The sequence below is a fragment of the Microvirga sp. HS2 genome (genome assembly GCF_055792805.1).
Map to the genome: position 1 here is coordinate 79,354 of NZ_JBVVAJ010000002.1, position 20,575 is coordinate 99,928.

The 20,575-nt window shown below is 63.4% G+C and carries 22 protein-coding genes and 1 tRNA gene; 9 read left to right on the forward strand and 14 right to left on the reverse strand.

Features of this window, described 5'->3' with window-relative positions:
- Window positions 1-49 precede the first annotated feature (49 nt).
- The gene (gene yidD, locus ACS5Q0_RS02775) at window positions 50-391 is read right to left on the reverse strand and encodes a membrane protein insertion efficiency factor YidD (RefSeq protein ID WP_473125073.1); all 342 of its coding nucleotides are present in this window, start codon (window positions 389-391) and stop codon (window positions 50-52) included.
- A complete protein-coding gene (locus ACS5Q0_RS02780; protein WP_473125074.1) occupies window positions 391-837 on the reverse strand; it encodes an iron-sulfur cluster assembly scaffold protein in 447 nt (148 codons plus the stop codon). Before ACS5Q0_RS02780 ends, yidD begins: the two co-directional genes overlap by 1 nt.
- A 178-nt stretch (window positions 838-1,015) precedes the next feature.
- Here ACS5Q0_RS02780 and folE point away from each other — a divergent pair, with 178 nt between their 5' ends.
- The 4 genes from folE (at window position 1,016) to ACS5Q0_RS02800 (ending at window position 4,528) form a co-directional block, all read left to right on the forward strand.
- Window positions 1,016-1,651 (forward strand): GTP cyclohydrolase I FolE, encoded by a 636-nt coding sequence (folE, locus tag ACS5Q0_RS02785; protein WP_473125075.1) that lies wholly within the window; start codon window positions 1,016-1,018, stop codon window positions 1,649-1,651.
- A 32-nt stretch (window positions 1,652-1,683) separates the two neighbouring features.
- A complete protein-coding gene (gene hisI, locus ACS5Q0_RS02790) occupies window positions 1,684-2,100 on the forward strand; it encodes a phosphoribosyl-AMP cyclohydrolase (RefSeq protein ID WP_473125076.1) in 417 nt (138 codons plus the stop codon).
- 170 nt (window positions 2,101-2,270) lie between these two features.
- Entirely contained in the window at window positions 2,271-3,446 is a 1,176-nt protein-coding gene (locus ACS5Q0_RS02795) for an MFS transporter (protein WP_473125077.1), read from the forward strand.
- A 74-nt stretch (window positions 3,447-3,520) separates the two neighbouring features.
- The gene (locus ACS5Q0_RS02800; protein ID WP_473125078.1) at window positions 3,521-4,528 is read left to right on the forward strand and encodes a patatin-like phospholipase family protein; all 1,008 of its coding nucleotides are present in this window, start codon (window positions 3,521-3,523) and stop codon (window positions 4,526-4,528) included.
- On the opposite strand, the gene ACS5Q0_RS02805 is transcribed toward ACS5Q0_RS02800, so the two are convergent.
- Together ACS5Q0_RS02805 and ACS5Q0_RS02810 are read right to left on the reverse strand one after the other, a co-directional pair.
- A complete protein-coding gene (locus ACS5Q0_RS02805; protein ID WP_473125079.1) occupies window positions 4,529-4,960 on the reverse strand; it encodes a CBS domain-containing protein in 432 nt (143 codons plus the stop codon).
- Between the two features lie 129 nt (window positions 4,961-5,089).
- The gene (locus ACS5Q0_RS02810) at window positions 5,090-5,908 is read right to left on the reverse strand and encodes a rhomboid family intramembrane serine protease (RefSeq protein WP_473125080.1); all 819 of its coding nucleotides are present in this window, start codon (window positions 5,906-5,908) and stop codon (window positions 5,090-5,092) included.
- Between the two features lie 292 nt (window positions 5,909-6,200).
- Between ACS5Q0_RS02810 and ACS5Q0_RS02815 the strand changes: the two genes are divergently transcribed.
- Window positions 6,201-6,884: a transglutaminase-like cysteine peptidase gene (locus ACS5Q0_RS02815; RefSeq protein WP_473125081.1), complete on the forward strand. Its 684-nt coding sequence runs from the start codon at window positions 6,201-6,203 to the stop codon at window positions 6,882-6,884.
- Between the two features lie 57 nt (window positions 6,885-6,941).
- Here ACS5Q0_RS02815 and ACS5Q0_RS02820 read toward each other — a convergent pair whose 3' ends face one another.
- The 3 genes from ACS5Q0_RS02820 to cysE form a co-directional block, all read right to left on the reverse strand.
- Window positions 6,942-7,472: a gamma carbonic anhydrase family protein gene (locus ACS5Q0_RS02820; RefSeq protein WP_473125082.1), complete on the reverse strand. Its 531-nt coding sequence runs from the start codon at window positions 7,470-7,472 to the stop codon at window positions 6,942-6,944.
- A 60-nt stretch (window positions 7,473-7,532) separates the two neighbouring features.
- Window positions 7,533-7,745, reverse strand: coding sequence for a DUF3126 family protein (locus ACS5Q0_RS02825; RefSeq protein WP_027315475.1), 213 nt, complete (start codon window positions 7,743-7,745; stop codon window positions 7,533-7,535).
- 98 nt (window positions 7,746-7,843) lie between these two features.
- A complete protein-coding gene (gene cysE / locus ACS5Q0_RS02830; RefSeq protein ID WP_473125083.1) occupies window positions 7,844-8,680 on the reverse strand; it encodes a serine O-acetyltransferase in 837 nt (278 codons plus the stop codon).
- Between the two features lie 97 nt (window positions 8,681-8,777).
- On the opposite strand from cysE, the gene ACS5Q0_RS02835 reads away from it, so the two are divergent.
- A complete protein-coding gene (locus ACS5Q0_RS02835) occupies window positions 8,778-9,578 on the forward strand; it encodes an enoyl-CoA hydratase (protein ID WP_473125084.1) in 801 nt (266 codons plus the stop codon).
- A gap of 3 nt (window positions 9,579-9,581) precedes the next feature.
- On the opposite strand, the gene ACS5Q0_RS02840 is transcribed toward ACS5Q0_RS02835, so the two are convergent.
- Complete coding sequence (locus ACS5Q0_RS02840; RefSeq protein ID WP_473125085.1) at window positions 9,582-10,067, reverse strand: class I SAM-dependent methyltransferase; 486 nt, start codon at window positions 10,065-10,067, stop codon at window positions 9,582-9,584.
- A 60-nt stretch (window positions 10,068-10,127) separates the two neighbouring features.
- Entirely contained in the window at window positions 10,128-10,892 is a 765-nt protein-coding gene (locus ACS5Q0_RS02845; RefSeq protein WP_473125086.1) for an alpha/beta fold hydrolase, read from the reverse strand.
- A gap of 245 nt (window positions 10,893-11,137) precedes the next feature.
- On the opposite strand from ACS5Q0_RS02845, the gene ACS5Q0_RS02850 reads away from it, so the two are divergent.
- The 3 genes from ACS5Q0_RS02850 to ACS5Q0_RS02860 all read left to right on the forward strand — a co-directional run bounded on the left by ACS5Q0_RS02850 (window position 11,138) and on the right by ACS5Q0_RS02860 (window position 12,737).
- On the forward strand, window positions 11,138-11,401 hold the full coding sequence (locus tag ACS5Q0_RS02850; RefSeq protein ID WP_473125087.1) for a zinc-finger domain-containing protein: 264 nt from the start codon (window positions 11,138-11,140) through the stop codon (window positions 11,399-11,401).
- Between the two features lies 1 nt (window position 11,402).
- Entirely contained in the window at window positions 11,403-12,590 is a 1,188-nt protein-coding gene (locus ACS5Q0_RS02855; protein ID WP_473125088.1) for an FAD-dependent oxidoreductase, read from the forward strand.
- A gap of 61 nt (window positions 12,591-12,651) precedes the next feature.
- A tRNA-Leu gene (locus tag ACS5Q0_RS02860) sits at window positions 12,652-12,737 on the forward strand.
- Window positions 12,738-13,007: 270 nt separating this feature from the next.
- Here the strand turns inward: ACS5Q0_RS02860 and ACS5Q0_RS02865 are convergent.
- The 5 genes from ACS5Q0_RS02865 to ACS5Q0_RS02885 form a co-directional block, all read right to left on the reverse strand.
- Window positions 13,008-13,427 carry a DUF1236 domain-containing protein gene (locus ACS5Q0_RS02865; RefSeq protein ID WP_473125089.1) on the reverse strand — a complete coding sequence of 140 codons (420 nt, stop codon included), beginning with the start codon at window positions 13,425-13,427 and terminating at the stop codon, window positions 13,008-13,010.
- A gap of 161 nt (window positions 13,428-13,588) precedes the next feature.
- Complete coding sequence (locus ACS5Q0_RS02870) at window positions 13,589-13,873, reverse strand: hypothetical protein (RefSeq protein ID WP_473125090.1); 285 nt, start codon at window positions 13,871-13,873, stop codon at window positions 13,589-13,591.
- Between the two features lie 144 nt (window positions 13,874-14,017).
- Window positions 14,018-15,160, reverse strand: coding sequence for a sensor histidine kinase (locus ACS5Q0_RS02875; protein WP_473125091.1), 1,143 nt, complete (start codon window positions 15,158-15,160; stop codon window positions 14,018-14,020).
- Between the two features lie 416 nt (window positions 15,161-15,576).
- Window positions 15,577-16,281, reverse strand: coding sequence for a hypothetical protein (locus ACS5Q0_RS02880; protein WP_473125092.1), 705 nt, complete (start codon window positions 16,279-16,281; stop codon window positions 15,577-15,579).
- A 1,121-nt stretch (window positions 16,282-17,402) separates the two neighbouring features.
- Entirely contained in the window at window positions 17,403-20,543 is a 3,141-nt protein-coding gene (locus ACS5Q0_RS02885) for a PAS domain S-box protein (protein ID WP_473125093.1), read from the reverse strand.
- Window positions 20,544-20,575: the final 32 nt, after the last annotated feature.

Genomic DNA, 20,575 nt, shown 5'->3' on the forward strand with positions numbered 1-20,575 from the left:
CCAACGGAGCAGGTAAGCGGGGGCCGACGGGTTCTTGGACAGGGCGGGATCAGTCGCCGTCAGGTTCGACTGACTCGCAGGTGATCGCAGAAGGGTTTTCCGGCGCGTTCACGCCCCGCCAGCGACCATAGGCCCACGGCTTATACCAGCCGGAGCCTTCGGGCAATGTTTCGGGAACATTGTCGATGCCGTGGGTGCCGAACGGGCCGCAGCGGCAGATGCGGGCGAAACCCATCCAGCCTCCGGCCCAGAAGCCGTGCCGCTGGATCGCCTCGTCGGTGTACTCGGAGCAGGAAGGCAGGTGCCGGCATTGACGGCCGACCAGGCCCGAGAGGCTCAGCTGATAGCCCCGGATCGCCCAATGGGCTGCCCGCTGGACGGGATTGGGCATCACTCGCTGTCCTGCGAGCGGCGCGCCTCGATCCGGTCGAGGGCGTCGACCACCGCGTCGAAGGTGAGAAGAATCGACGCATGGCGGGCCTTGTAGTCCCGCAGCGGCTCCAGGACCTTCAGGTCCTCCCACTTACCCTGCGGCGTCTCGCCGCCGGCCTTGAGGAGACGGGTTGCCGCCTCTCGCACCTGCCGCAGCTCGGCGGCGGTCGAGCCGATGACATGCCGCCCCATGATGGCCGAGGAAGCCTGGCCGAGGGCGCAGGCCTTCACGTCATGGGCGAAGGCCGTCACGATGTCGCCATCGAGCCTCAGATCGACCGTCACGGTGGAGCCGCAGAGCCTGGAATGGGCCGTTGCGGACCCGTCCGGCTCGGGCAGCCGCCCGAGATGTGGAATATTTGCCGCAAGCTCCAGGATACGGCGGCTATAGATATCGTTCAGCATTCTGGTCTATTGAGTTGCTCATGGGAATGTGCTCCGCTCTCCCATCTATGCCTATATAGAGATCATAACCGAACTCCGCGACAGGCTGTGTGTTGGCTTTAGATCGGAAGACGGAAGTGGATACGCCGGAAGCGCTCCCCCGCTTCCACGAGGTTCTAGTGTGAGAAAGAGGCTCCACGTGAGTGATGTGGTTAAGTCCTTGTCCCCGCGTCTGATTCCAGCCGCCGACAAGCCTAAGGAACGGCCTACCCGCGAAGAGGCCGAAGCGGCTGTTCGCACCCTGATCCGATGGGCAGGAGACGACCCGCAGCGGGAAGGCCTGCTCGAAACCCCGAAGCGCGTCGCCAAAGCATTCAAGGAATTCTATTCGGGCTACGACGACGACCCCAAGGACGTCCTGAACAAGATCTTCGCTGAGGTCGAAGGCTACGACGACATCGTGCTCGTGCGCGATATCCCCTTCTACTCTCACTGCGAGCACCACATGGTGCCGTTCTACGGCATGGCGCATATCGCCTACTACCCCACGAAGGGCGTGGTGGGCCTGTCCAAGCTCGCGCGCCTGGTGGAGGTTTATGCCCGCCGTCTCCAGACCCAGGAGACCATGACATCGCAGATCGCGACCGCCATGGTGCATGCCCTCGAGCCGCGCGGCGTGGCGGTGATGATCGAGGCCGAGCATATGTGCATGTCCATGCGTGGCGTGCAGAAGGCCGGCGCCATGACGCTCACGACGCAGTTCACGGGCGTCTTCAAGGAAAATCCCGCAGAGCAGGTCCGCTTCCTTACCCTCGTGCGGCAAGGTAAGGGGTGAGGCTTCCTCCTCACTCCTGCAGAGACCTTACCATGTGCGCGTCCGGTACCGGCTTATTCCCCGCCCCAGGCTCGAAACCCGACCTCGAAGAAGGAACCGTCCTCACGCCGCGCTTCGGCGCGGACGGGCTCGTCACCTGCGTGACCACGGATGCGCAGACCGGAGAGCTGCTGATGGTCGCGCACATGAACGCAGAGGCGCTCGCCAAAACCCTTGAAACCGGCGAGGCCTGGTACTGGTCGCGCTCGCGCGGCGAACTCTGGCACAAGGGCGCCACGAGCGGGCAGGTCCAGACAATCGTCGAGATGCGGGTGGATTGCGATCAGGACGCCCTCTGGCTCAAGGTGAACGTGGCGGGCGACGGCGGCTGCTGCCACACGGGCCGCCGCTCCTGCTTCTACCGCACAGTGGAGATTTCGGACGGAACGCCGGCCCTCGTTCGGGACTGATGCAGCCTCCTTTCATTTTCCCTCCTTATACGGGAGGGATCGAGGGCCTAGATCGGAACGCGATACGCAATTCAGCGAGCGCGCCATCTCCCCCTGCCCTTCCATGGCTGCGGGCCTCCCTCACACCGCTGGCGGCTTTCAAATCACTCCGCGCCCGCTAAAAGCGTTGCATGACACGACGCGATCTTCTCCCGGCCCGCGCAGCCGCCAGCGCTGCCTTTTTCGGTAACGGCTTCGGCATCGGCATCTGGGCGGCGCAGCTGCCCCGCTTCAAGGCCGCGCTCGGCCTGTCAGACGGACAGCTCAGCCTCGGCCTGCTGGCTTTCTCCATCGGCGCGGTCGCGCTCATGCCTGTCGTTGGATGGGCGGTCACAATCGTGGGGAGCAGGCTTGCGACCCTGACGGCAGCCTTCGCCTTCACGGTCACGCTCCTCCTGATCGGACTGGCTCCCTCGCTCCCTCTCTTCATCGCCGCCTCTCTCCTGGTCGGGGCCTGCAACGGCACCATGGACATTTCCATGAACACCAACGCCACCGTGGTCGAGAAGGCCTGGGGATCGGCGATCATGTCGTCCTTCCATGCCTTCTTCAGCCTCGGCGGCCTGGCGGGAGCGGCTCTGTCCGGACTGCTGATCGCGCTCGGCTTCTCGATTTTCGGCACATTGCTCGTTGCCTGTCTCGGCATGGGGACGCTCTTCGCCGCCGCAGCCTTCGGCATGATGGGCGAGGCGAAACCGGCGCAGGACGGGGAAGGCCACGGCTTCGCCTGGCCGCGCGGCCCCGTCGTCATCGTCGCCGTGCTGGCCATGTTCTGCTTCGTCGTCGAGGGCGCGATGGTCGATTGGTCGGCGATCTACCTGCAGACCGTCACGGGCGCGGACCTGCAGGCTGCCGTGACAGGGTTTGCCGCCTTTTCCCTTGCCATGACGATCTGCCGCTTTCTCGGCGACGCGGTCGTGCGCGCCCTGGGCCGCGCGCGGACGGTGCAGCTCGGCGGTTTTCTCGCGGCCACCGGCCTGTCCCTCGCGATCGCCCTGCCGCAGCCGGTCCCGGCCATGATCGGGTTCGCCCTGGTCGGCTTCGGACTCGCCAATGTCGTGCCGGTGCTCTTCAGCACCGCGGCGCAGATGGAGGGGATTCCGCCGAGCGTGGGCGTGGCGATGGTCGCCACTCTCGGCTACGGCGGCTATCTCACGGGCCCGCCGCTCATCGGTTTCGGCGGCGACCTGTTCGGGCTGCGCGCCATGCTCGGCGTTCTGATCCTCTTTTCCGTCACGATCATCATCTTGTCGCACCGGGCCCTGCGCTCTTCTGCTGTTCAGTTTTCGGCGACGCGACCTAAGTGAAACTTGAGGGCCGCATTCATGCGGCCTTCACAACCTGGGCGCATGATCGCTTAAAGCGGCCTTGGAGTTGAGCGATGTTGTGGGACGGAATAGCCCGGCGCAACGCCGGAATGGGCGGCGGGGGCGACGTGGACATCAAACAGCCTGTGGAGCGTGTTCCGCGCACGAGGGTGAAGATCGGCCTGGCTCTCGGGGGCGGCGCGGCCAGGGGCTGGTCGCATATCGGCGTGCTGCGGGTTCTCGAAGAGGCGGGCATCGTTCCCGACGTGATCGCCGGATGCTCCATCGGGGCGGTGGTGGGCGGCTGCTACGCTGCCGGCAAGCTCGACGAGCTCGAAGCCTTCGCCCTGTCCCTCACGAAGCGGCGGGTCATGGGCCTGCTCGATTTCCATTTCAGCGGCGCGGGCCTGATCGCGGGCGGGCGCCTGCAGCGCCTTCTGGATCAGGACCTCACGGATCGCCGGGTTGAGACGCTGCCGATCCGGTTCTGCACCATCGCCACCGAGCACACGAGCGGGCACGAAATCTGGCTGACCCGAGGGCCTCTCGTGCAGGCCATGCGGGCGTCCTACGCTCTTCCCGGCGTGTTCGACCCGGTTCTCGTCGGCGGACGATGGCTCATGGACGGCGCCCTGGTGAATCCCATCCCCATCACCGCGGCCCGCGCCCTCGGCGCGGATCTCGTGATCTGCGTGAACCTCAACGGGGAAGTGCGCGTGCGGGGAACGGTGATCCAGTCATACGACGCGGAGACGAGCGACGAGAAGGAGATGGAAGAGGTTATCGAGGAGGCGCCGCGCAAATGGGCCCTCTTCTCGGGGTCCCGAGCCGACAGGTCCCGCAAGCCGAACGCGCCGGGCATGGCGACCGTCATGGTCGATGCCTTCAACATCACCCAGGACCGCATCGCACGCTCACGCCTCGCGGGCGATCCGCCCGACGTGATGATCGCGCCGAAACTCGCCAAGATGGGCCTGTTCGAGTTCCACCGCGCGCAGGAATGCATCGGCCTCGGACGGCAGGCCACCGAGCGCGCCCTGCCGGATATTCTGGAGCTCATCCAGGAGTCTCAGGGGGCCTGATCAGGCGGTCGCGATATATTCCTTGATCGCCTGGCTTTCGGCCTCGACCTCCTCGACGTGCTGCTTCACCACGTCGCCGATGGAGATGATGCCGACGAGCTGGCCTCCCTCGACGACGGGCACGTGCCGGAACTTCTGCTGCGTCATCAGCTCCATCAGCTCGTTGACGGAATTCTGGCCCGTGCAGGTGACGACCTCTCCGGTCATGAAGCGCGACACCGGCTCGTCGAGAGCCCTCGCGCCCTGCGCGGCGACGGCCCGGACGATATCGCGCTCGGAGAGAATGCCGGAAACGGGCTGCCTGCCATCCACCACCACGAGAGCGCCGATCCTCCGCTCGGAGAGAAGCCGCGCGGCTTCGCTCAGGGAGCGGCCCGCTTCGATGGAGACGACATTGCGTCCTTTCAGCGAAAGGATCTGATCGACATTCATGTTTTTCCTCCCGTTATGCGCAGGCGAGGATAGTCAGCCCTCGCGAGCGCCCAGCCGACGGACGGCATCCCAGGCAGGAGATCGCCCCTCCATCAGCCAAAAGGATGATTGGGCGCAACCAAGGCGCTTTCAAGCCGAGAGGCGGTTTCGGTGCGCCGGCAGCGGGTCGAACCACGGAAAAACGACAAGGCCTACGAGAAAGCCGCCTACATGCGCCTCCCAGGCGATGGTCCCCTCTCCGATCCCGATCGGCTGAGCAAAGGCGAACAGGTAATTGGTGGCGAACCACACGCCGAGGAAGATCAGAAAGGGCCGGTTGCGGACGAGATCGCCCAAGGCCTGCCGGGGTCGCTCATGAGGTTCGGTGAGCCGCCCTTCCCAATGCCAGGTCGCCGGCGCGAACATGAACCAGGAGGCAGCCGCCATGAGGCCGGACACCGCGCCCGAGGCGCCGATCAGCGGGAAGACCTGCATCGGGTTCATCGCCACATAGAGAACGGCCCCGCCGATCGCCGACAGCGCCGATAGAAGGAAGAACCGGCCGGCTCCGCAGCGCCGGGCGATCGGCGTGCCGAAGGCCGCGAGCCAGATGCTGTTGATGAGCACATGCGCCCAGGATCCATGCAGCAGCGCGTAGGTCAGCGCCGTCCAAGGGCGTCCCTCGCCGTCGCCGAGGACATATTGGGCATAGGCTGCGATCGGCCCACGGGCCTCCTCCGATGCGCCTTCCTGCAGCATCCGGACGATCTCGTGACTTTCCACACCGCCATAGGCAACGGACCAGCGGGCCGGGATCACCGCCCAGTCGATCACCACCTGGAAATCGGTTTCCTCGGCAAGGAGGAACATGCGCAAGGCGTGGATGGCGACAAGAGCGAGAATGCTGAAGGTCACGATCGACGGAAGATTGAAAATCGGCTCGCGAGCGCGGGGCTGAGGCAGGGGCATGGACAACTTTTTCTCGGGCTGGCAGCATAAGGGAATCGGGGCCGCCAGCAGCGGTGACGTTTCACTTAAGCCTTCTATGTGGCCTGCAGCGCAAGCGAAACCAAGCGCTTAGCTCGACCTTACGATCCCCGTCGAGGAAAGTTATCCTCGCCAAGGCTGGCATCTCACTTTTTGTCAACCATAACGGAACCACCTTGGGGCGCGACGCGTTAACTCACCTTTTACTTTCTGCTTGAGCCTCAAATCCAACCATGTCAGTTTGGTTAAAAGAACATTAACCGGCTGGTGGGGCATGCGGCAGGATTCTTTCACAAACGGCTTTTTCAACGATCTGAACGAGAAGTTTTCCCTTTCTCACACTCTCATCAAAGCAGTTACCGCCTCAGCTCTTCTGGCTTTCGCAGGAGTGGCGGCCGAGGCCCAAACCGTTGCGTCCCTGCCCACCTCCAGCAACCCAATTGCGAGCATGGGTCCGGCCAAGCCCCTCCTGGCCTGGACGAAGTTCTGCGACAGCAATCCCGTCGAATGCGCCGTTGATAAGACGGAACCGGACGTGATCGAGCTGACCCCGCAGGTCTGGAAAACGATCGTTTCGGTCAATCAGCGCGTCAACTCCACGGTCAAGGCCGTGACGGATGCCGATCACTGGGGCACCGTCGACGTGTGGGACTTCGCCGAGGACGGCCGGGGCGACTGCGAGGATTTCCAGCTCCTCAAGCGCCGCATTCTCGCCGAGAGCGGCCTCCCGCGTCGCGCCATGCGTATGACGGTCGTGATCGACGAGCTCGGCGAAGGCCATGCGGTCCTTCTGGTTCGGACCAACAAGGGCGATTACGTGCTCGACAACAAGACGTCGTCGGTTCTCCCCTGGACCCGCACCGGATATGTCTACATCAAGCGCGAGAGCCAGTACCAGACGGGCTGGGTGTCGCTGGGCGGCATCGCCACCTCGCCGACCACCACCGCGAACCGCTAAAAAAGAAACCGGCGCCAAGACGCCGGTTCACATCGCCTCAGCATCATCCGAGGCGGGTCAGTCGATCCGCCTCATTCCGTTTGCGAAGCGTTTCCAGTTCGCCACGTAACTCTGCGCCGCCCAGCGCAGGTTCTCGATCGCGGCCTCGTCCAGGACGCGGATCGCCCTGGCCGGGGCGCCGACGATGAGGGAATTGTCGGGAAATTCCTTACCTTCCGTAACGAGCGCGCTGGCGCCCACAAGGGAGTTTCGGCCGATCCGCGCATGGTTGAGCACGGTAGCCCCCATGCCGATCAGGGAATTCTCCCCGATGGTGCAGCCATGCAGAATGGCGCTGTGGCCGATGGTGCAGCCGTGACCGACGGTGAGCGGCGCTCCGATATCCGTGTGGAGCACCGCCCCTTCCTGAATGTTGCTGCCCGCGCCGATGTCGATCAGTTCGTTGTCGCCGCGCAGAACGGCCCCGAACCAGATGCCCACATCGGCCCCCAGCCGCACCTTGCCGATCACATGAGCGTCGGGAGCGACCCAGAAGCGACCCTCTTCGGGAAGGATGGGAGCAACATCGTCGAGGCTGTAGATCGGCATCGTTGGGTCCGGATACGAAGGCGGCAGAACCTGCGAGAGTTCTGCCGCGAATGGTGCCGCTTAGTCCTCGAGGTCCGTATCGAGGATGGCCATGGTGAAGTTGAAGGAACGGTCCCCGTCCTCATCATCGACGAAGAGCACGCCGACGAATTCCTCACCAATGTAAACTTCCGCCGAGTCGGTCTTCTTCGGGCGACCGACGACTCGGATCGAGTGGTTCGCAAAGGTCTGGCGCAGGTAACGCTCGACTTTCGCCATCTCCGTTTTGTCCACTAGAGGTCCTTTCTGAATATGTCCGGCTTCAGCCATTGCCACGCCATGGCAATGCGGGCAAGCGGGGCTGGATCCTTGTAGCCTCCTTTTCTCTCCCGTCAGTCCCCGTCCGCTTCCGAGATCAGGTGATCCATGGCGCGGGCAGGCTCGTCGCATCCAGCGGTCCCGATCACCTTGGCCGGAACGCCGGCGACGGTCGCGTTGTGCGGCACCGGCTTGAGAACCACCGAGCCTGCGGCGATTCTCGCGCAATGGCCGACCTCGATATTGCCCAGGATCTTGGCGCCGGCCCCGATCAGGACACCGTGCCGGATCTTCGGGTGGCGGTCCCCGCGCTCCTTGCCGGTGCCGCCGAGGGTCACGTCCTGAAGCATCGATACATTATCCTCGATGACGGCGGTGGCTCCGACCACGAGGCCGGTGGCGTGATCGAGGAAGATGCCGCGCCCGATCCGGGCGGCCGGATGGATGTCCGTCTGGAACGTGTCAGCGGAGCGGCTCTGGAGATAGAGCGCCAGATCCTGCCGCCCCCGGCTCCAGAGCCAATGGGCGAGGCGGTGCGTCTGGATGGCGTGAAAGCCCTTGAAATAGAGCACGGGCTCGATGGCCCGGGTCACGACCGGGTCGCGGTCGAGCACGGCGCTGATGTCGGCGCGGAACGCCTGGCCGATGCCCTTGTCCTGCTCCGCCGCCTCGAGGAACACCTGTTCGATGATGTCGGCAGGCAGCGCCGCATGGCCGAGGCGGGACGCGACGCGATGGATCACCGCCGCTTCCAGGTTCGGCTGATGGAGGATGGCGCTCAACACGAAGCCGGCCAAAGCGGGCTCGCTCTGGACGATCGCCTCGGCCTCCGAACGGAGGCGGTTCCAGATCGGATCGACCTTGCCGGCGAGAAAATCCGGACGTGCGGACTTCAGGCGGGTCTGTGTCATGCTAATCTCCTGCCGGCTCGCTCTTTCAAGGGCATACACGGGAAGCAAAGGGAATACATAAGAAGCCCCTGCCCCTTACCATAGGTCTCCGGACGCCATGAACGCCTCTTTTTCGCCTAGCAGCTCCAAGCTCAACGCATCCGTCGACGGCCCCGTCGCGACGCTCTCGATCGACAATCCGGCGAAGCACAACGCCCTCGACCTCGACATGTGGCGAGCCCTGCCGGGCCTCATCGCGGACCTTGAACGGGACGAGCGCGTGCGGGTCATCGTCCTGCGCGGAGGCGGAACAGGGTCCTTCGCCTCCGGCGCGGATATCGCGGAGTTCGAGACTGCGCGGGCAAACGCCGAAGGCGGACGGCGCTACGAGGCCATCAACGAGGCGGCCTTCTGGGCCGTGGCCCATTGTTCGAAGCCGGTGATCGCCATGATCCGGCGCTTTTGCCTGGGAGGTGGGTTCGGGCTCGCCCTCTCCTGCGACCTGCGCATCGCCTCCGAGAACGCCATCTTCGGCGTGCCCGCGGCGCGGCTGGGCATCGGCTACCCCCCTGGAGCCGTGAAGCTGGTGACGGCGGCACTCGGCGCGCCGGCAGCCAAGGACCTGTTCTACACGGCCCGCCGCATCGGCGCGGAGGAAGCGCAGCGCCTCGGCGTCGTTCAGCGGGTCGTGCCCGACGAGGCGCTGGAGGACACCGCTTTCGCACTTGCGCGGGACATCGCGGCGAATGCGCCTCTCACGATCCGCGCCGCGAAGGCCGCCATCGATGCGGCCATGGGCGTTGCCCATCCCGATGTCGATCCGATCGAACTCGCCGATCGTTGCTTCGACGCCGCAGACGCCGTGGAGGGGCGCAGAGCCTTTCTCGAAAAGCGCAAACCCGCCTTCACGGGACGGTGAATCTCAGCGCCGGTAGACGAAGTAGCGCCCTTCTGCAACGCCGGTCCGGGACGAGATGTCGGTGCACGAGGGAAGATCGAAGGAGCGGTCCGCAATGAGCAGGCCGCCCGGCTGCAGGAGGGTTTCGAGCAGAGGCGACAGACGCTTCACGAGCCTGCTGTTGGCCTCTTCGTCGCCGGTTCCGATGTCACTGTGAATCAGCGCGGCGGAGCCAGCCCCGAAACGCTCGGTGAAGAGCGGCAGGGTCTCGAAAATGTCGCCGACGATCAGGTATCCGTCCGGCGGGATGCAATCGGGATGCGCAGCGGGCGAGCGCTCGAACACATAGATCTCGCGCCCAGGCATCCGGGACCGCAGATGGTCGTAAGTGCGCCCGTTGCCGAGGCCGAGTTCGAGCACGAGCCCCTGCGCGGAAATTTCGCGCGTGGCCCAGTCCAACAGATCGCGTTGCGCCGTCAGCCGCCGGATGACGCTGTCGAGTCGTGTCATTCCCATCTCCTCCGCAGGAGGGAACTGGGGTTGCCGGGCCCTAAATCAACGATGGAATGCTCAGGGGCGTTGGGCGAGGAACGCGAGCACGCCCTGCTTGTGAACCTTGTCGCCGACGGCGAGATTGTGGTCGCGGCCGGGAATGTCGAGCGCGGTTGCATTCGGCATGAGTTTTGCGAGCTCCGGCCCCGATCCCGCCACGTCGTCGCTGGTGCCCACCGCGACGAGGGTCGGCAGGGAGATGGACGCCACTTCTTCCCTCGTCAGTGCCTGGCGCGACCCGCGAATGCAGGCGGCGAGCGCCTTCAGGTCACTGCCGGTCTGTTCCGCGAAGGCGCGGAACATGCGCTGCATGGGATCGGTCAGTTCGTCGAGCGAGCGCGCCTCCATGGCATCGGCGATGCCGAGCGGGAGACCGACACCCTCGACGAGATGAATGCCGAGGCCACCGAGCATCGCGGAGCGCATGCGCTCGGGCGAGGCCAGCGCCATATGCGCCGTGATGCGCGCGCCCATGGAATATCCCATCACGTCCGCCCGTTCGATGCCGAGATGATCGAGGAGCCGGCGCGCATCCTCCGCCATGCGATAGGAGTGATAGCTCTCGGGATCGTAGAGCTTCTCGCTTTCCCCATGCCCGCGATTGTCGAGCGCGATCACACGGTAGCCCTCTCGCGTCAGCGTCTTCACCCATAGGGTGTTCACCCAGTTCACCGCATGGTTCGATGCGAAGCCGTGAATGAGCAGAACCGGCTCGCCCTGCCCTTCATGAGGCGGAACGTCGATATAGGCGATGCTGACGCCGGCGGAATTGAAGTAGCGCATGAACGGACCGGAAAGCTGGTGTCGGGTGCGGCGAACCTAAGCACCCGCCCTCTCAAATACAATCGTCTTGGCCGCCCGGGGGGCCTGCGTGCCCCGAGACCGAACTGTCCGTCGTCCAGCGCTGTCGTCCCCGGATCGGATCCGGCCATGAGGCGCGGGGCGGAGCAGGGGTCATTTTGGGTCTAGGCGCATGGCGCTTCGGCCATTATGGTGCGCCCGAATTTCACAGTTTCAGAGCAAGGGCAATGGCTGACAAAGGCACACCCCATTTTCACAACGATGCTGGCGTTCCCGTCATTCATGTGGGCTCCAAGGAGTTCATGTGCATCGGAGCCACGCCGCCCTTCGATCATCCTCACATCTTCATCGACATGGGCTACGACACGGAGACGATCTGCTCCTATTGCTCGACCCTGTTCAAGTACGACCCGTCCCTGAAGGCCGACGAGGCGCGCCCGGCTGAGTGCGTCTGGGAGCCGGATTTCGCAACCGATCCGTCCTCGCGTTAAGGTGCCCAGGCTCTCCATCGCCATCGTCGGAGCGGGAATCGGCGGCCTGACGGCGGCCCTGAGCTTTGCCCGCCAGGGCCATTCGGTCACGCTGATCGAGCGCCGCACGGGGTTCAGCGAAGTCGGGGCGGGCCTTCAGCTCTCGCCCAATGCGAGCCGCATCCTGGTCAAGCTGGGCCTTGCCCCTGCCCTGCGCCGGGTCGCCACGGTGCCCGAGCGCGTGGTCGTGCGCGGCATCTCGTCCGGTCAGCGCATCGGAGAGGTCGCCCTCGGCGCCTATGTGCTGCAGCGCTATGGCGCCCCTTATTGGGTCATCCACCGGGCCGACCTGCAGACGATCCTGCTCGATGCCGTCCGATCGGAAGCCTCGATCCGCATCATGACGGGACGGAAGATCGAGGAGGTGCGGGAAAATCCCAAGGGCGTGGAACTCGCCTGGACCTCCTCCAGCGGAGCGCGGGAGACTCTGGCGGCGGATGTCGTGATCGGCGCGGATGGGATCTGGTCCAAGGTCCGGCAGGTCATCGGCGATACCGCCCTGCCGACATTCCACGGCTATGTCGCCTGGCGCGCCACCTTCGACCGCAAGCTCGCCCCGCCCGAACTGGCCCGCAACGAAACAGGCCTTTGGCTCGGAGCCAAGGGTCATGTGGTTCACTACCCGATCTTCAGCGGCAATCTGATCAACGTGGTCGCCATCGAGAGAGCCAAGGAGCCTGTCGAGGGCTGGGCCGCTCCAGGACGCCCGGAAGAGCTGCTCTCTCACTATACCAAGGCCGCTCCCGCCCTGCGCGAGCTTCTGGGCAGGCCCCAGGAATGGCTGCGCTGGTCCCTGTTCCGGCATCCGATCAAACGCCTCGCGCAAGGCCGTATTGCCCTGATCGGCGACGCCGCTCACCCGGTTCTGCCCTTCCTGGCGCAGGGCGCGGCGCTCGCCATCGAGGATGCAGCTACGCTCAGCGCCCTTCTGGCCCGCCATCCGCAGGACCCTGCCGAGGCCCTCGCGGCCTATGAGAACCAGCGCCTCGAACGGGTGACCCGCATTCAGTCCGAAGGACGCCGGAACGGCCGGATCTATCATTCCGGCGCCCTCGTCGCGTTCGGCCGGGACAAGGTCATGCAAATGATCGGTCCCGAGAGCATGTCGAATCGCTACGACTGGATCTACGGCTTCCGGACACCCGAATGAACGGCCGGGACATGCGGCAGACTTGCGCTCCAGGGCAGAGACCGATAACCCTCATCACAGCGCGGACGTGGCGAAACCGGTAGACGCAAGGGACTTAAAATCCCTCGGGCACTGCCCGTGCGGGTTCGACCCCCGCCGTCCGCACCAACCCTCCTTAGCCCACAGAAGGTCCAGTGTGGGCGATCCGATCCAGCCGGGACGATCGTGGGCGGTGAGGCCCTAGGCCCTTGCGGAGTGGGTCCAGGGATTGGCTTCAGAGCCCTTATGTCCGGCCGATCATGCACGGCGTCACACGTTCGAGCAAAAAGCCGAATTGGAAGCCGAAGCAATCTTTCCCGACATGCGACATGGCCTGCTTTGGGCAATGAAAAGGGCGGCCACTCGGGCCGCCCCTCAGCGTCGACGGAAAGGCGCTTCTTACTCGATCACCTGAATGACCTGGCGGGTCTGGGGATCGACCAGGACCGTACGGTCGTTCACGACAGAGTAGCGATACGGGGTCTGTACACCGACGTCGGACGGAACCGCGTACAGCTCCACCTGGCGCGGGAGCGGCTGACCGACGACCACCTGCTCCTGAACCCGAACGGACGGGGTGCCCTGGGTCACGACGTATTGCTGAACCTGTGCAGCCTGGGGCGGAGCAAGAGCTCCCCCGGCGATAGCACCAATCGCCCCACCGACAACCGCACCAACCGGGCCGCCGACGATAGCGCCTGTAACGGCACCGGTCGCCATGCCAGCACCGGCGCCGGCATTCTGGTTGGCCGTTTGGGCATTAACGGCAGCCGGAAGAGAAACAGCCGCCACGACAAAAGCAGAAAGAAGAATACGCATCGCATGACCTCGTTTATGTCCGGATGGCAAACGCGTTTTACTTGTCGAGGTTCCTACGAGTCTGCCGGATCAGCGCAGCGGCAGGTAAATCATGATCACAAAACATTAATGAGCATTACGAAAACGTCTATAAGAACGAAAACGACGTGATCGAAGTTGGCCTATGGCCGTCGAGGCTTGGTCCCGACTTTGTCTGTCAGCTTCGGCAGTTCCTTCGTCATCCATGCGACCATCTCTGAATTCGTTTTGAGATGGCTCGGCATCGGGATGAGGGGCTCGTCGTCACCAGCAGCCGCAGGGAGCCCCTGCTCTTCTGCAGCCTGCATGTCATCGAAGGGAATTGCGGGAGACGCTGTCCACGCGCCGAACCGCGCCAGGAGCAGCCAGAGCATTCCAAAAGCGCTGGCGAGGATCGCGAGGACATCGAGCGTGAAGCTGGCGAGCAAGTGCGGCCTCCGGTGAGCGGCCTAATTTAGCAGGTCCATCCTGAGCGCGAAAAGTCCTCTTCGTGCCACACCGTTCGCTGCCGTTGGCTTCGGCCGTGTCTTCAGTTCGAAAACGGATCTCTCCGTTACATCCGCGTGGTTGGGTCAGCCGGCAAGCGGCGCGTCGACCGAGCACAGGACGCCCGCCGGAGCGAATTCGATCCGCACTTCACCATCAAGGTCATGAGCCAAACTCCGCTCGATGAGCCGGGTCCCGAAGCCGCGCCTGACCGGCTTGTGGACGGTCGGTCCACCCCTCTCCTCCCACATCAGGTGCAAACGGTATGGAGCGTTCGCGTCGTTCAGTTTCCAGAGAACCCTGATTTGTCCGGTGCCGTTCGACAATGCCCCGTATTTCACTGCGTTGGTGGCCAACTCCTGCAATGCCATCGCGAGCGCGAGGGCCATACGCGGCGGTATTTGGATCAACGGACCCTGCACGTGGATGCGGTCCTCCCCGCGACTGCGGTAAGGCTCGACGGCCTGCGCGACGATGTCGTGCAGGCCCACGCGAGCCCAGCTTTGGTCGGTGAGGACGTTGTGGACGTGGGACAGAGCGATGAGGCGGCTTTCCATGGCACTCGAGGCGTGTTCCAGGTCTGGCGCATTGCGGAGGGTTTGGGAGGCGATGGACTGTACCGTCGCCAGAGTGTTCTTCACCCGATGGTTCAATTCGCCGATGAGAAGGTCCTTCTCTCTCACCGCCGCCCGTAACTGATCCACCACGCGCAGGCGTTCGATGGCAGCGCCGAGCAGATTGGCGTAGCTCCTGAGGAAATCGATATCCGCTTGCGTGAAATCTCGCGGCCGTTTGCTGTCGACCTGGAGAACGCCGAAGGGCTTGCGTCCGTTGCTGCTCAAGATCAGCACATTCGCGAACGCTCTCACCCCATGCTCTTTCATGAAGTCGTGGTAGTCGAAGCGCACCTCCTTCGCGATGTCGTTCGAGATGACCGCGCCGTCCTTGAGGGTCAGGCCCTCCGGTGAGTGTTCGTCAGCTGTGACGAGCGCGTGCCCGATGACGCCCGGCTCCCAACCATAGCCTGCGCGAGCTTTGAACGTCTTGCCGTCAGGCAGGAGCTCCATGACCTTCGCGAGAGAAGTATCGAGGGCCCGGCCAACAAGTTCGCTGCCCTTGTTGAGGATGTCGTCCAAGGCTTCCGTTTTGAGCGCAAGCTCGCCGAACTCCGCCAAAACGCGCTGATGCTCCAGCACATCGTCTTGATTTGTGTCCTGTCGGTCAGCCATCTCGCTTCTTGCCAAGGTCGTTACAGCAAGGTTTCCAATCCTGTTGATCGGCTTATGGTTCCAAGCGAGAACGGCCAAAAGCTACGAGGGAACGCTGGCGGACGGCGTCGCACTTCGCCGCGGGATGTCTCACTCTGCGACGGCGACAGGGTGTGTCGTCACGGTGCAACGACCGCCGCTGCCAGGATCGTCGCCGCGTAGGCAGACAAGGCAACGAACGGCACCAGGACCGTGGCTCCGACAAGGAGGCTGAGGGCTGTTTTGAGGGTATGCATCGCGAGGTTCCTTTGTTCAGCCTCAACGGTGGCCCCATAACGCTAACCAAAGGTTAACCTTGACAGTAAGGCAGCCTCATCGAGCACGCGCGCAACTGAGGCCCGCGAAGCCAATGGGCATTTTAAAACAAGGCCTTCAGGCTAGGAATTGACCGAGGATGAAACGGTCCCTGCATTGATGCTGCGCCCACGGTCGATCAGAGGAGCGACCGTCTTGGCAAGCATGATCGCGTTAGGATCCTTGCTGCCGGCCTGGAGAAAAGAGACGTACTGCCGCATGAGCTCGACCGTCACATAGCGGAAGGCCGCATCGGAACCGCGGGCGGCTTCCATGCGGCGGGCCGCGGTCTCAAGTTTCTCCACATAGGCTTGCTGCTCGATGGCTGAGGCATCCTGAAATGCGCTCACGCCGCCGAACCCATCGATGAAGGCGTCCCATAGGAGGGCGAGGCTATGCGCGACCTTGTGGTGCTGGTCACAAGGGAGGCTCTCAAGATCGCTCAGCACCAGCGCAACGTGGTCCACCTCCGCAATCTCGTCTGCATTGGACGCCGCCGCTACGAAGCGAGAGGGAAGCAGCTTGCGAATATCATAAAGGGCAACGGCCGGGATCTTGTTCTGCGCCGCCTGAAGCTTCCAGACAAATCCCTGAGTGAGCAGAACAGCCCGAGCAGCCCATCCATTGACTTCAAGCCTGACGGGATAAGCACCGAGATCCTTGCACAACCGAAGGACACGATCGAGCGCCAGAGTATAAATTTGTGGAGGCAATGTACTTTTATCCCTATGGGATAATTTACCTGCCTCTGGAGCATAAGTATCGGTCGGTTGTGCCGAGCTAACCATCTACGAACTGCCCCTCTTGTTGGTACGTCTTTATTAAATTTTTGAAATCGGCCCGAACCAATCTGGAGAACCACTTGGCGATTTAGCCGAAATACGCTCTAGCTGTATGGCGATTTGGAGGCGTTACCCTACCCCAAAGGTGGTAGCCGCAGGATGGATCAGGCCTTGGAAAGGCCCGAGAACTGATGGCTGCGGCGCTGACCGGCTGGATGAAAGCCTACAAGGGATGAGGATGAGCGCCGATGGGGCGGAGAACTCGGCTTCATCGTGTGCGGGGATGAGGTCGTCCGAGTTCCGACAGCAGATACTTCTTAAGGTGTTTTTAAGGGCTTTCCTGCCGGTCTCGGCCCCGTCATCACCCAATCGATTCGGCAAAAGCGCTGCCGCGGGTCTATTCCTATCCTTTGGTCAAGGCTCCTACAGCGCCCTCGCGGCCCTGGCGATTTCGGATTAGCACTTCGCCGGCGAGAATTGGCCGCCGCACGAACGGCGAGCAGGCCCCCACTCCTCTCCTACCGGAATCGCACTTCAAGAGAGCGCTTCGAGCGATAGACCGTTTGGTCTAGTTGCCCGCTTCAAGGGGCCCGCGTAAACAGATTCTATTGATGAAGATGACGACCGTTGCAATCATATAGATATTATCTATCGAGACCTGCCGTGGTTTCCTCAATGCACGGCTATTACCGCGATCAGTGAAACACCTGATCGCGGTTTTTCTTTCAATGCCAGCCATGAATTGAAAAGAAGAAGAGCCGCGCCTGCGCTTTATTATTGGAATGCAGGTCGCGGCTCTTGTGACAGAATGCCCCTAACGGCAAGCTAAGCACTATCTGATTTGCCTTTGCACGGGCAACACGGAAAAGCGCAGCGGCACCCATTATGGATAGGACCTTTAGGAGTAATGCTTTTGATCCTGCAAAGCAGGATGGCTTTTTTGAAAAGAATCAATACCTAGGAGAGACGATCCATTACTTGCCCCTACGGATCGCAACTCAAGGCGCCCCTACCGGGCGCTTTTTTTTAAGACCGCCGATGATGCTCCAGTCTTTGGTTGCGTGCGTCGTTCGGAGCCCGCACGACACGCCACGATGCGCTACGTCGTTTCCAGGGAGATCGGCTCCCTACCCCCGGCCCCCATCCAGAATCCGCCCGATGCTCTCGATAAGCCCCACGGCCGAGAAGGGCTTGGTGAGGAGCTGGACGCCGTCGTCCAGCCGCCCGTGGTGGATGATCGCATTGCGGGTATAGCCCGTGGTGAAAAGAACCTTCAGATCGGAGCGCATCCTCAACGCCTCGTCAGCCACCTGACGGCCGTTCAGCGGCCCCGACAGCACCACGTCGGTGAACAGAAGCGCGACCTCGTCACGATGCGCGCGAAGCAGTTCCAGAGCCTTTGCTCCATCCTCTGCAACGAGGACGCGGTACCCGGCCTCTTCGAGGATCGAGACCGAGAAATCCCGGACCATCTCCTCATCCTCGACGACCAGGATGGTCTCCCCCTCCACGACGGTCGTTTGCGGCCAGGGAAGGCTCTCCGCGGGAGACGGTGTTTTCTCCGCATCCCGCATCGCGCGCGGGAAATAGAGTTTCACCGTGGTTCCCTGGCCCGGTTCCGAATAGATCGCCGCATGTCCGCCGGACTGGCGCGCGAACCCGTAGACCTGGGCCAGCCCGAGACCCGTGCCCTTTCCGACCGGCTTCGTCGTGAAGAACGGCTCGAACACCTTCGCCTGCACATCGGGCGTCATGCCGGAACCCGTGTCGGACACGCTCACCATCACATACTGACCAGCCTTCACCTCGCCTCCGGTCCTGGCGGCATAGACTTCGTCGAGATGGGCATTGGACGTCTCGAGCGTGAGCTTGCCGCCTTCCGGCATCGCATCTCGGGCGTTGACGGCAAGATTGAGAATGGCGCTCTCGAGCTGGTTCGGATCGACCTCGGTGCGCCACAATCCGCCTGCGAGCACCGTCTCGATGGAGATGGTCTCGCCGATGGTGCGCCGGAGCAGCTCGGACATGCCTCCGACGATCTTGTTCAGGTTCACGATCTCCGGCTGCAGCGGGGATTGCCGTGAGAACGCCAGGAGGCGGTGCGTCAACTGAGCGGCGCGCCTGGCCCCTTCCACGGCGTTGTCGACATTGCGCACGAGCCGCGGATCGCCCACGTTCTCCACCTTGCGCCGGAGCATGTCGAGATTGCCGGTGATCACCGTCAGGAGATTGTTGAAGTCGTGCGCGACGCCGCCGGTGAGACGCCCCACCGCTTCCATCTTCTGAGCCTGGCGCAACTGCGCCTCGACGTTCTCGCGCTCGGCGATCGCCTCCGCGATGCGCTGCTCGAGGGTGGCGTTCAGCGACCGCAGGGCCGCTTCCGCCTGCTTCTCGCTATCGACATCGAGACATGCGACGACACCGGCAATGATCCGGTTTGCCCCGTCCCGGATCGGAGCCGCCATGAGACGCAGCCATGCCTTGCGCCCATCGCCCCGTTGGTAGAGGAGCTCCATCTCGGGACGCTCCTCCTCGCCACGCAGCACCCGCGACATGGGATATTCCAAGGGCTGAACCTGGCGGCCGTCCGGATGGTAGCCGATCCAGTCGCGATAGCTTTCGAGGTTCTCCGACGGAAGAATGGGGTGGCCGAAGATGCGTTCCACCTGAGCGTTGCCGCCGATCACACGCCCCGAGGGCGCCTCCGCAATGAGGATGCCCACAGGAATGGTATCGAGAATGGCCTGCAGGCGCCGCTCGCTCGCGATGAGCGCCTCTTCCGTCCGCTTTCTTTCGGTGACGTCGATGGCGATGCCCGGAAATCGCAACGGCTTGCCGGCTCCGTCATGATAGCAGCGCCCGCGGACGGTGATCCAACGCGTCAGGCCATCGGAGCCAACGACCCGGTACTCGGCGGAAAGATCCGTTCCCTGTGCGAGCGCCTGCTCGATTTCCGCGCCGGCGGCCAGCCGGTCCTCCGGATGCATGCCGGCGACGAACGCGGACAACGGCGCACCATCCGCCGCGAGCTTCGGATCGACGCCGAAGAACATGGCGAAGGTCTCGTTGGCATAAACTCGGTCGTTGACGACATCCCAGTCCCAGCTGCCGACTCCGCCGGCGGCTTCAAAAGCGAACCGAAAACGCTCCTCGCTCTCGCGCAGAGCCGACTCGGCGCGGTCACGCTCGCGCTCGCGCTCGCGCAAGTCCGCAGAAGCAGCGGCGAGGGCATCGCCGACCTTGGCCATCTCTCGCAACGGCGTCTGCAGGGGAGCGACTCGTTCTCCTCGCCCGAGGGCGGCCGCCCGCGCGGAGAGCATTTCCATCGGCGCGGTGACGTGCCGCCCGAACAGCCATGCGAGCGCCGCTGAGAGAACGGCAAGCGCCGCACCGAGCCAAGCGAAGTAGCGAAGCGACCGGACCAAAGGCGCGATCAGTTCCGCATCCTGAACTCCGACGACAATCCGCCAATCCGAAACTTGCGAGCGCGCATAGGCGCCGAAGACGGACTGGCCCTCGATCGTGGAGCCCTCCCACGTTCCTTCGGGGCCGGTGGTATTGTCCTGAAGGTCGCGCGTCGCCGATTTGCCGACGAACTCGGTGTGCCTCGTATTGCGCGCCACAATCTGCCCCTGGCGGTCGACCACTGCGACCGTCCAACTGCTTGGCACCCCTGCCTGCGCGGTGAGCTCCCGGATGCGATCCGCAGATCCGCTGACCGAGAGCAGATAAGCGATCTCTCCATTGCGTATGACGGGCGCGACGATGGCGAAGAGAGGCTGCTCCGAAACGGCTCCCAGAAACAGATCCGTCACCATCGGCTGCCTGAGCTCGACGGCGGCCCTGTCTTCGGCGAGGAAGGTTTTGGGCAGGGGTTCGCCCCTCGGCATGCGGCTGTTCACGACCTGCTGGCCGTCGGGCGTCCGCAGCACGACGTTGAGACCATTCTGCAGATTCGCTTCTGTCACTTGCTGATAAAAGCCATTCAGATCGCCGGCCTGCAGGGATCTCGAATAGACCAGAACGCCGAGTGCGGAGCGCAATCCGGTCAATTCGCGATCGACATTTGCCGCAATGGCATGCGCCGTTGTCAGCGCGTCACCTTCGAGGCGCGTCCGTTCCGCCTGGGCGAATTGCCAGAGAATGGTCCCGACGAAGAGAAGAATTGGGAAAGCGAGGCCCACGCACATCAGAGCCAGATAGAAACGCAGCGACAGCCGGCCCCGTTGTGCCGGTGACGGGCTCGCCTCGCGAGATTGCCTGTCCAATGTTGGCCCGGTTCTATGCATGACGATCCTGT

What these genes read in the sequence shown, in the direction of transcription:
- ACS5Q0_RS02795 (WP_473125077.1), top strand. Translation starts at nt 2,271, where the DNA reads ATGACACGACGCGATCTTCTCCCGGCCCGCGCAGCCGCCAGCGCTGCC.
- ACS5Q0_RS02840 (WP_473125085.1), bottom strand. Translation starts at nt 10,067, where the DNA reads ATGACACGACTCGACAGCGTCATCCGGCGGCTGACGGCGCAACGCGAT.
- ACS5Q0_RS02815 (WP_473125081.1), top strand. Translation starts at nt 6,201, where the DNA reads ATGCGGCAGGATTCTTTCACAAACGGCTTTTTCAACGATCTGAACGAG.
- ACS5Q0_RS02805 (WP_473125079.1), bottom strand. Translation starts at nt 4,960, where the DNA reads ATGAATGTCGATCAGATCCTTTCGCTGAAAGGACGCAATGTCGTCTCC.
- ACS5Q0_RS02780 (WP_473125074.1), bottom strand. Translation starts at nt 837, where the DNA reads ATGCTGAACGATATCTATAGCCGCCGTATCCTGGAGCTTGCGGCAAAT.
- ACS5Q0_RS02810 (WP_473125080.1), bottom strand. Translation starts at nt 5,908, where the DNA reads ATGCCCCTGCCTCAGCCCCGCGCTCGCGAGCCGATTTTCAATCTTCCG.
- ACS5Q0_RS02850 (WP_473125087.1), top strand. Translation starts at nt 11,138, where the DNA reads ATGGCTGACAAAGGCACACCCCATTTTCACAACGATGCTGGCGTTCCC.
- ACS5Q0_RS02820 (WP_473125082.1), bottom strand. Translation starts at nt 7,472, where the DNA reads ATGCCGATCTACAGCCTCGACGATGTTGCTCCCATCCTTCCCGAAGAG.
- yidD (WP_473125073.1), bottom strand. Translation starts at nt 391, where the DNA reads ATGCCCAATCCCGTCCAGCGGGCAGCCCATTGGGCGATCCGGGGCTAT.
- ACS5Q0_RS02800 (WP_473125078.1), top strand. Translation starts at nt 3,521, where the DNA reads ATGTTGTGGGACGGAATAGCCCGGCGCAACGCCGGAATGGGCGGCGGG.
- hisI (WP_473125076.1), top strand. Translation starts at nt 1,684, where the DNA reads ATGTGCGCGTCCGGTACCGGCTTATTCCCCGCCCCAGGCTCGAAACCC.
- ACS5Q0_RS02835 (WP_473125084.1), top strand. Translation starts at nt 8,778, where the DNA reads ATGAACGCCTCTTTTTCGCCTAGCAGCTCCAAGCTCAACGCATCCGTC.
- ACS5Q0_RS02865 (WP_473125089.1), bottom strand. Translation starts at nt 13,427, where the DNA reads ATGCGTATTCTTCTTTCTGCTTTTGTCGTGGCGGCTGTTTCTCTTCCG.
- ACS5Q0_RS02880 (WP_473125092.1), bottom strand. Translation starts at nt 16,281, where the DNA reads ATGGTTAGCTCGGCACAACCGACCGATACTTATGCTCCAGAGGCAGGT.
- ACS5Q0_RS02875 (WP_473125091.1), bottom strand. Translation starts at nt 15,160, where the DNA reads ATGGCTGACCGACAGGACACAAATCAAGACGATGTGCTGGAGCATCAG.
- ACS5Q0_RS02845 (WP_473125086.1), bottom strand. Translation starts at nt 10,892, where the DNA reads ATGCGCTACTTCAATTCCGCCGGCGTCAGCATCGCCTATATCGACGTT.
- cysE (WP_473125083.1), bottom strand. Translation starts at nt 8,680, where the DNA reads ATGACACAGACCCGCCTGAAGTCCGCACGTCCGGATTTTCTCGCCGGC.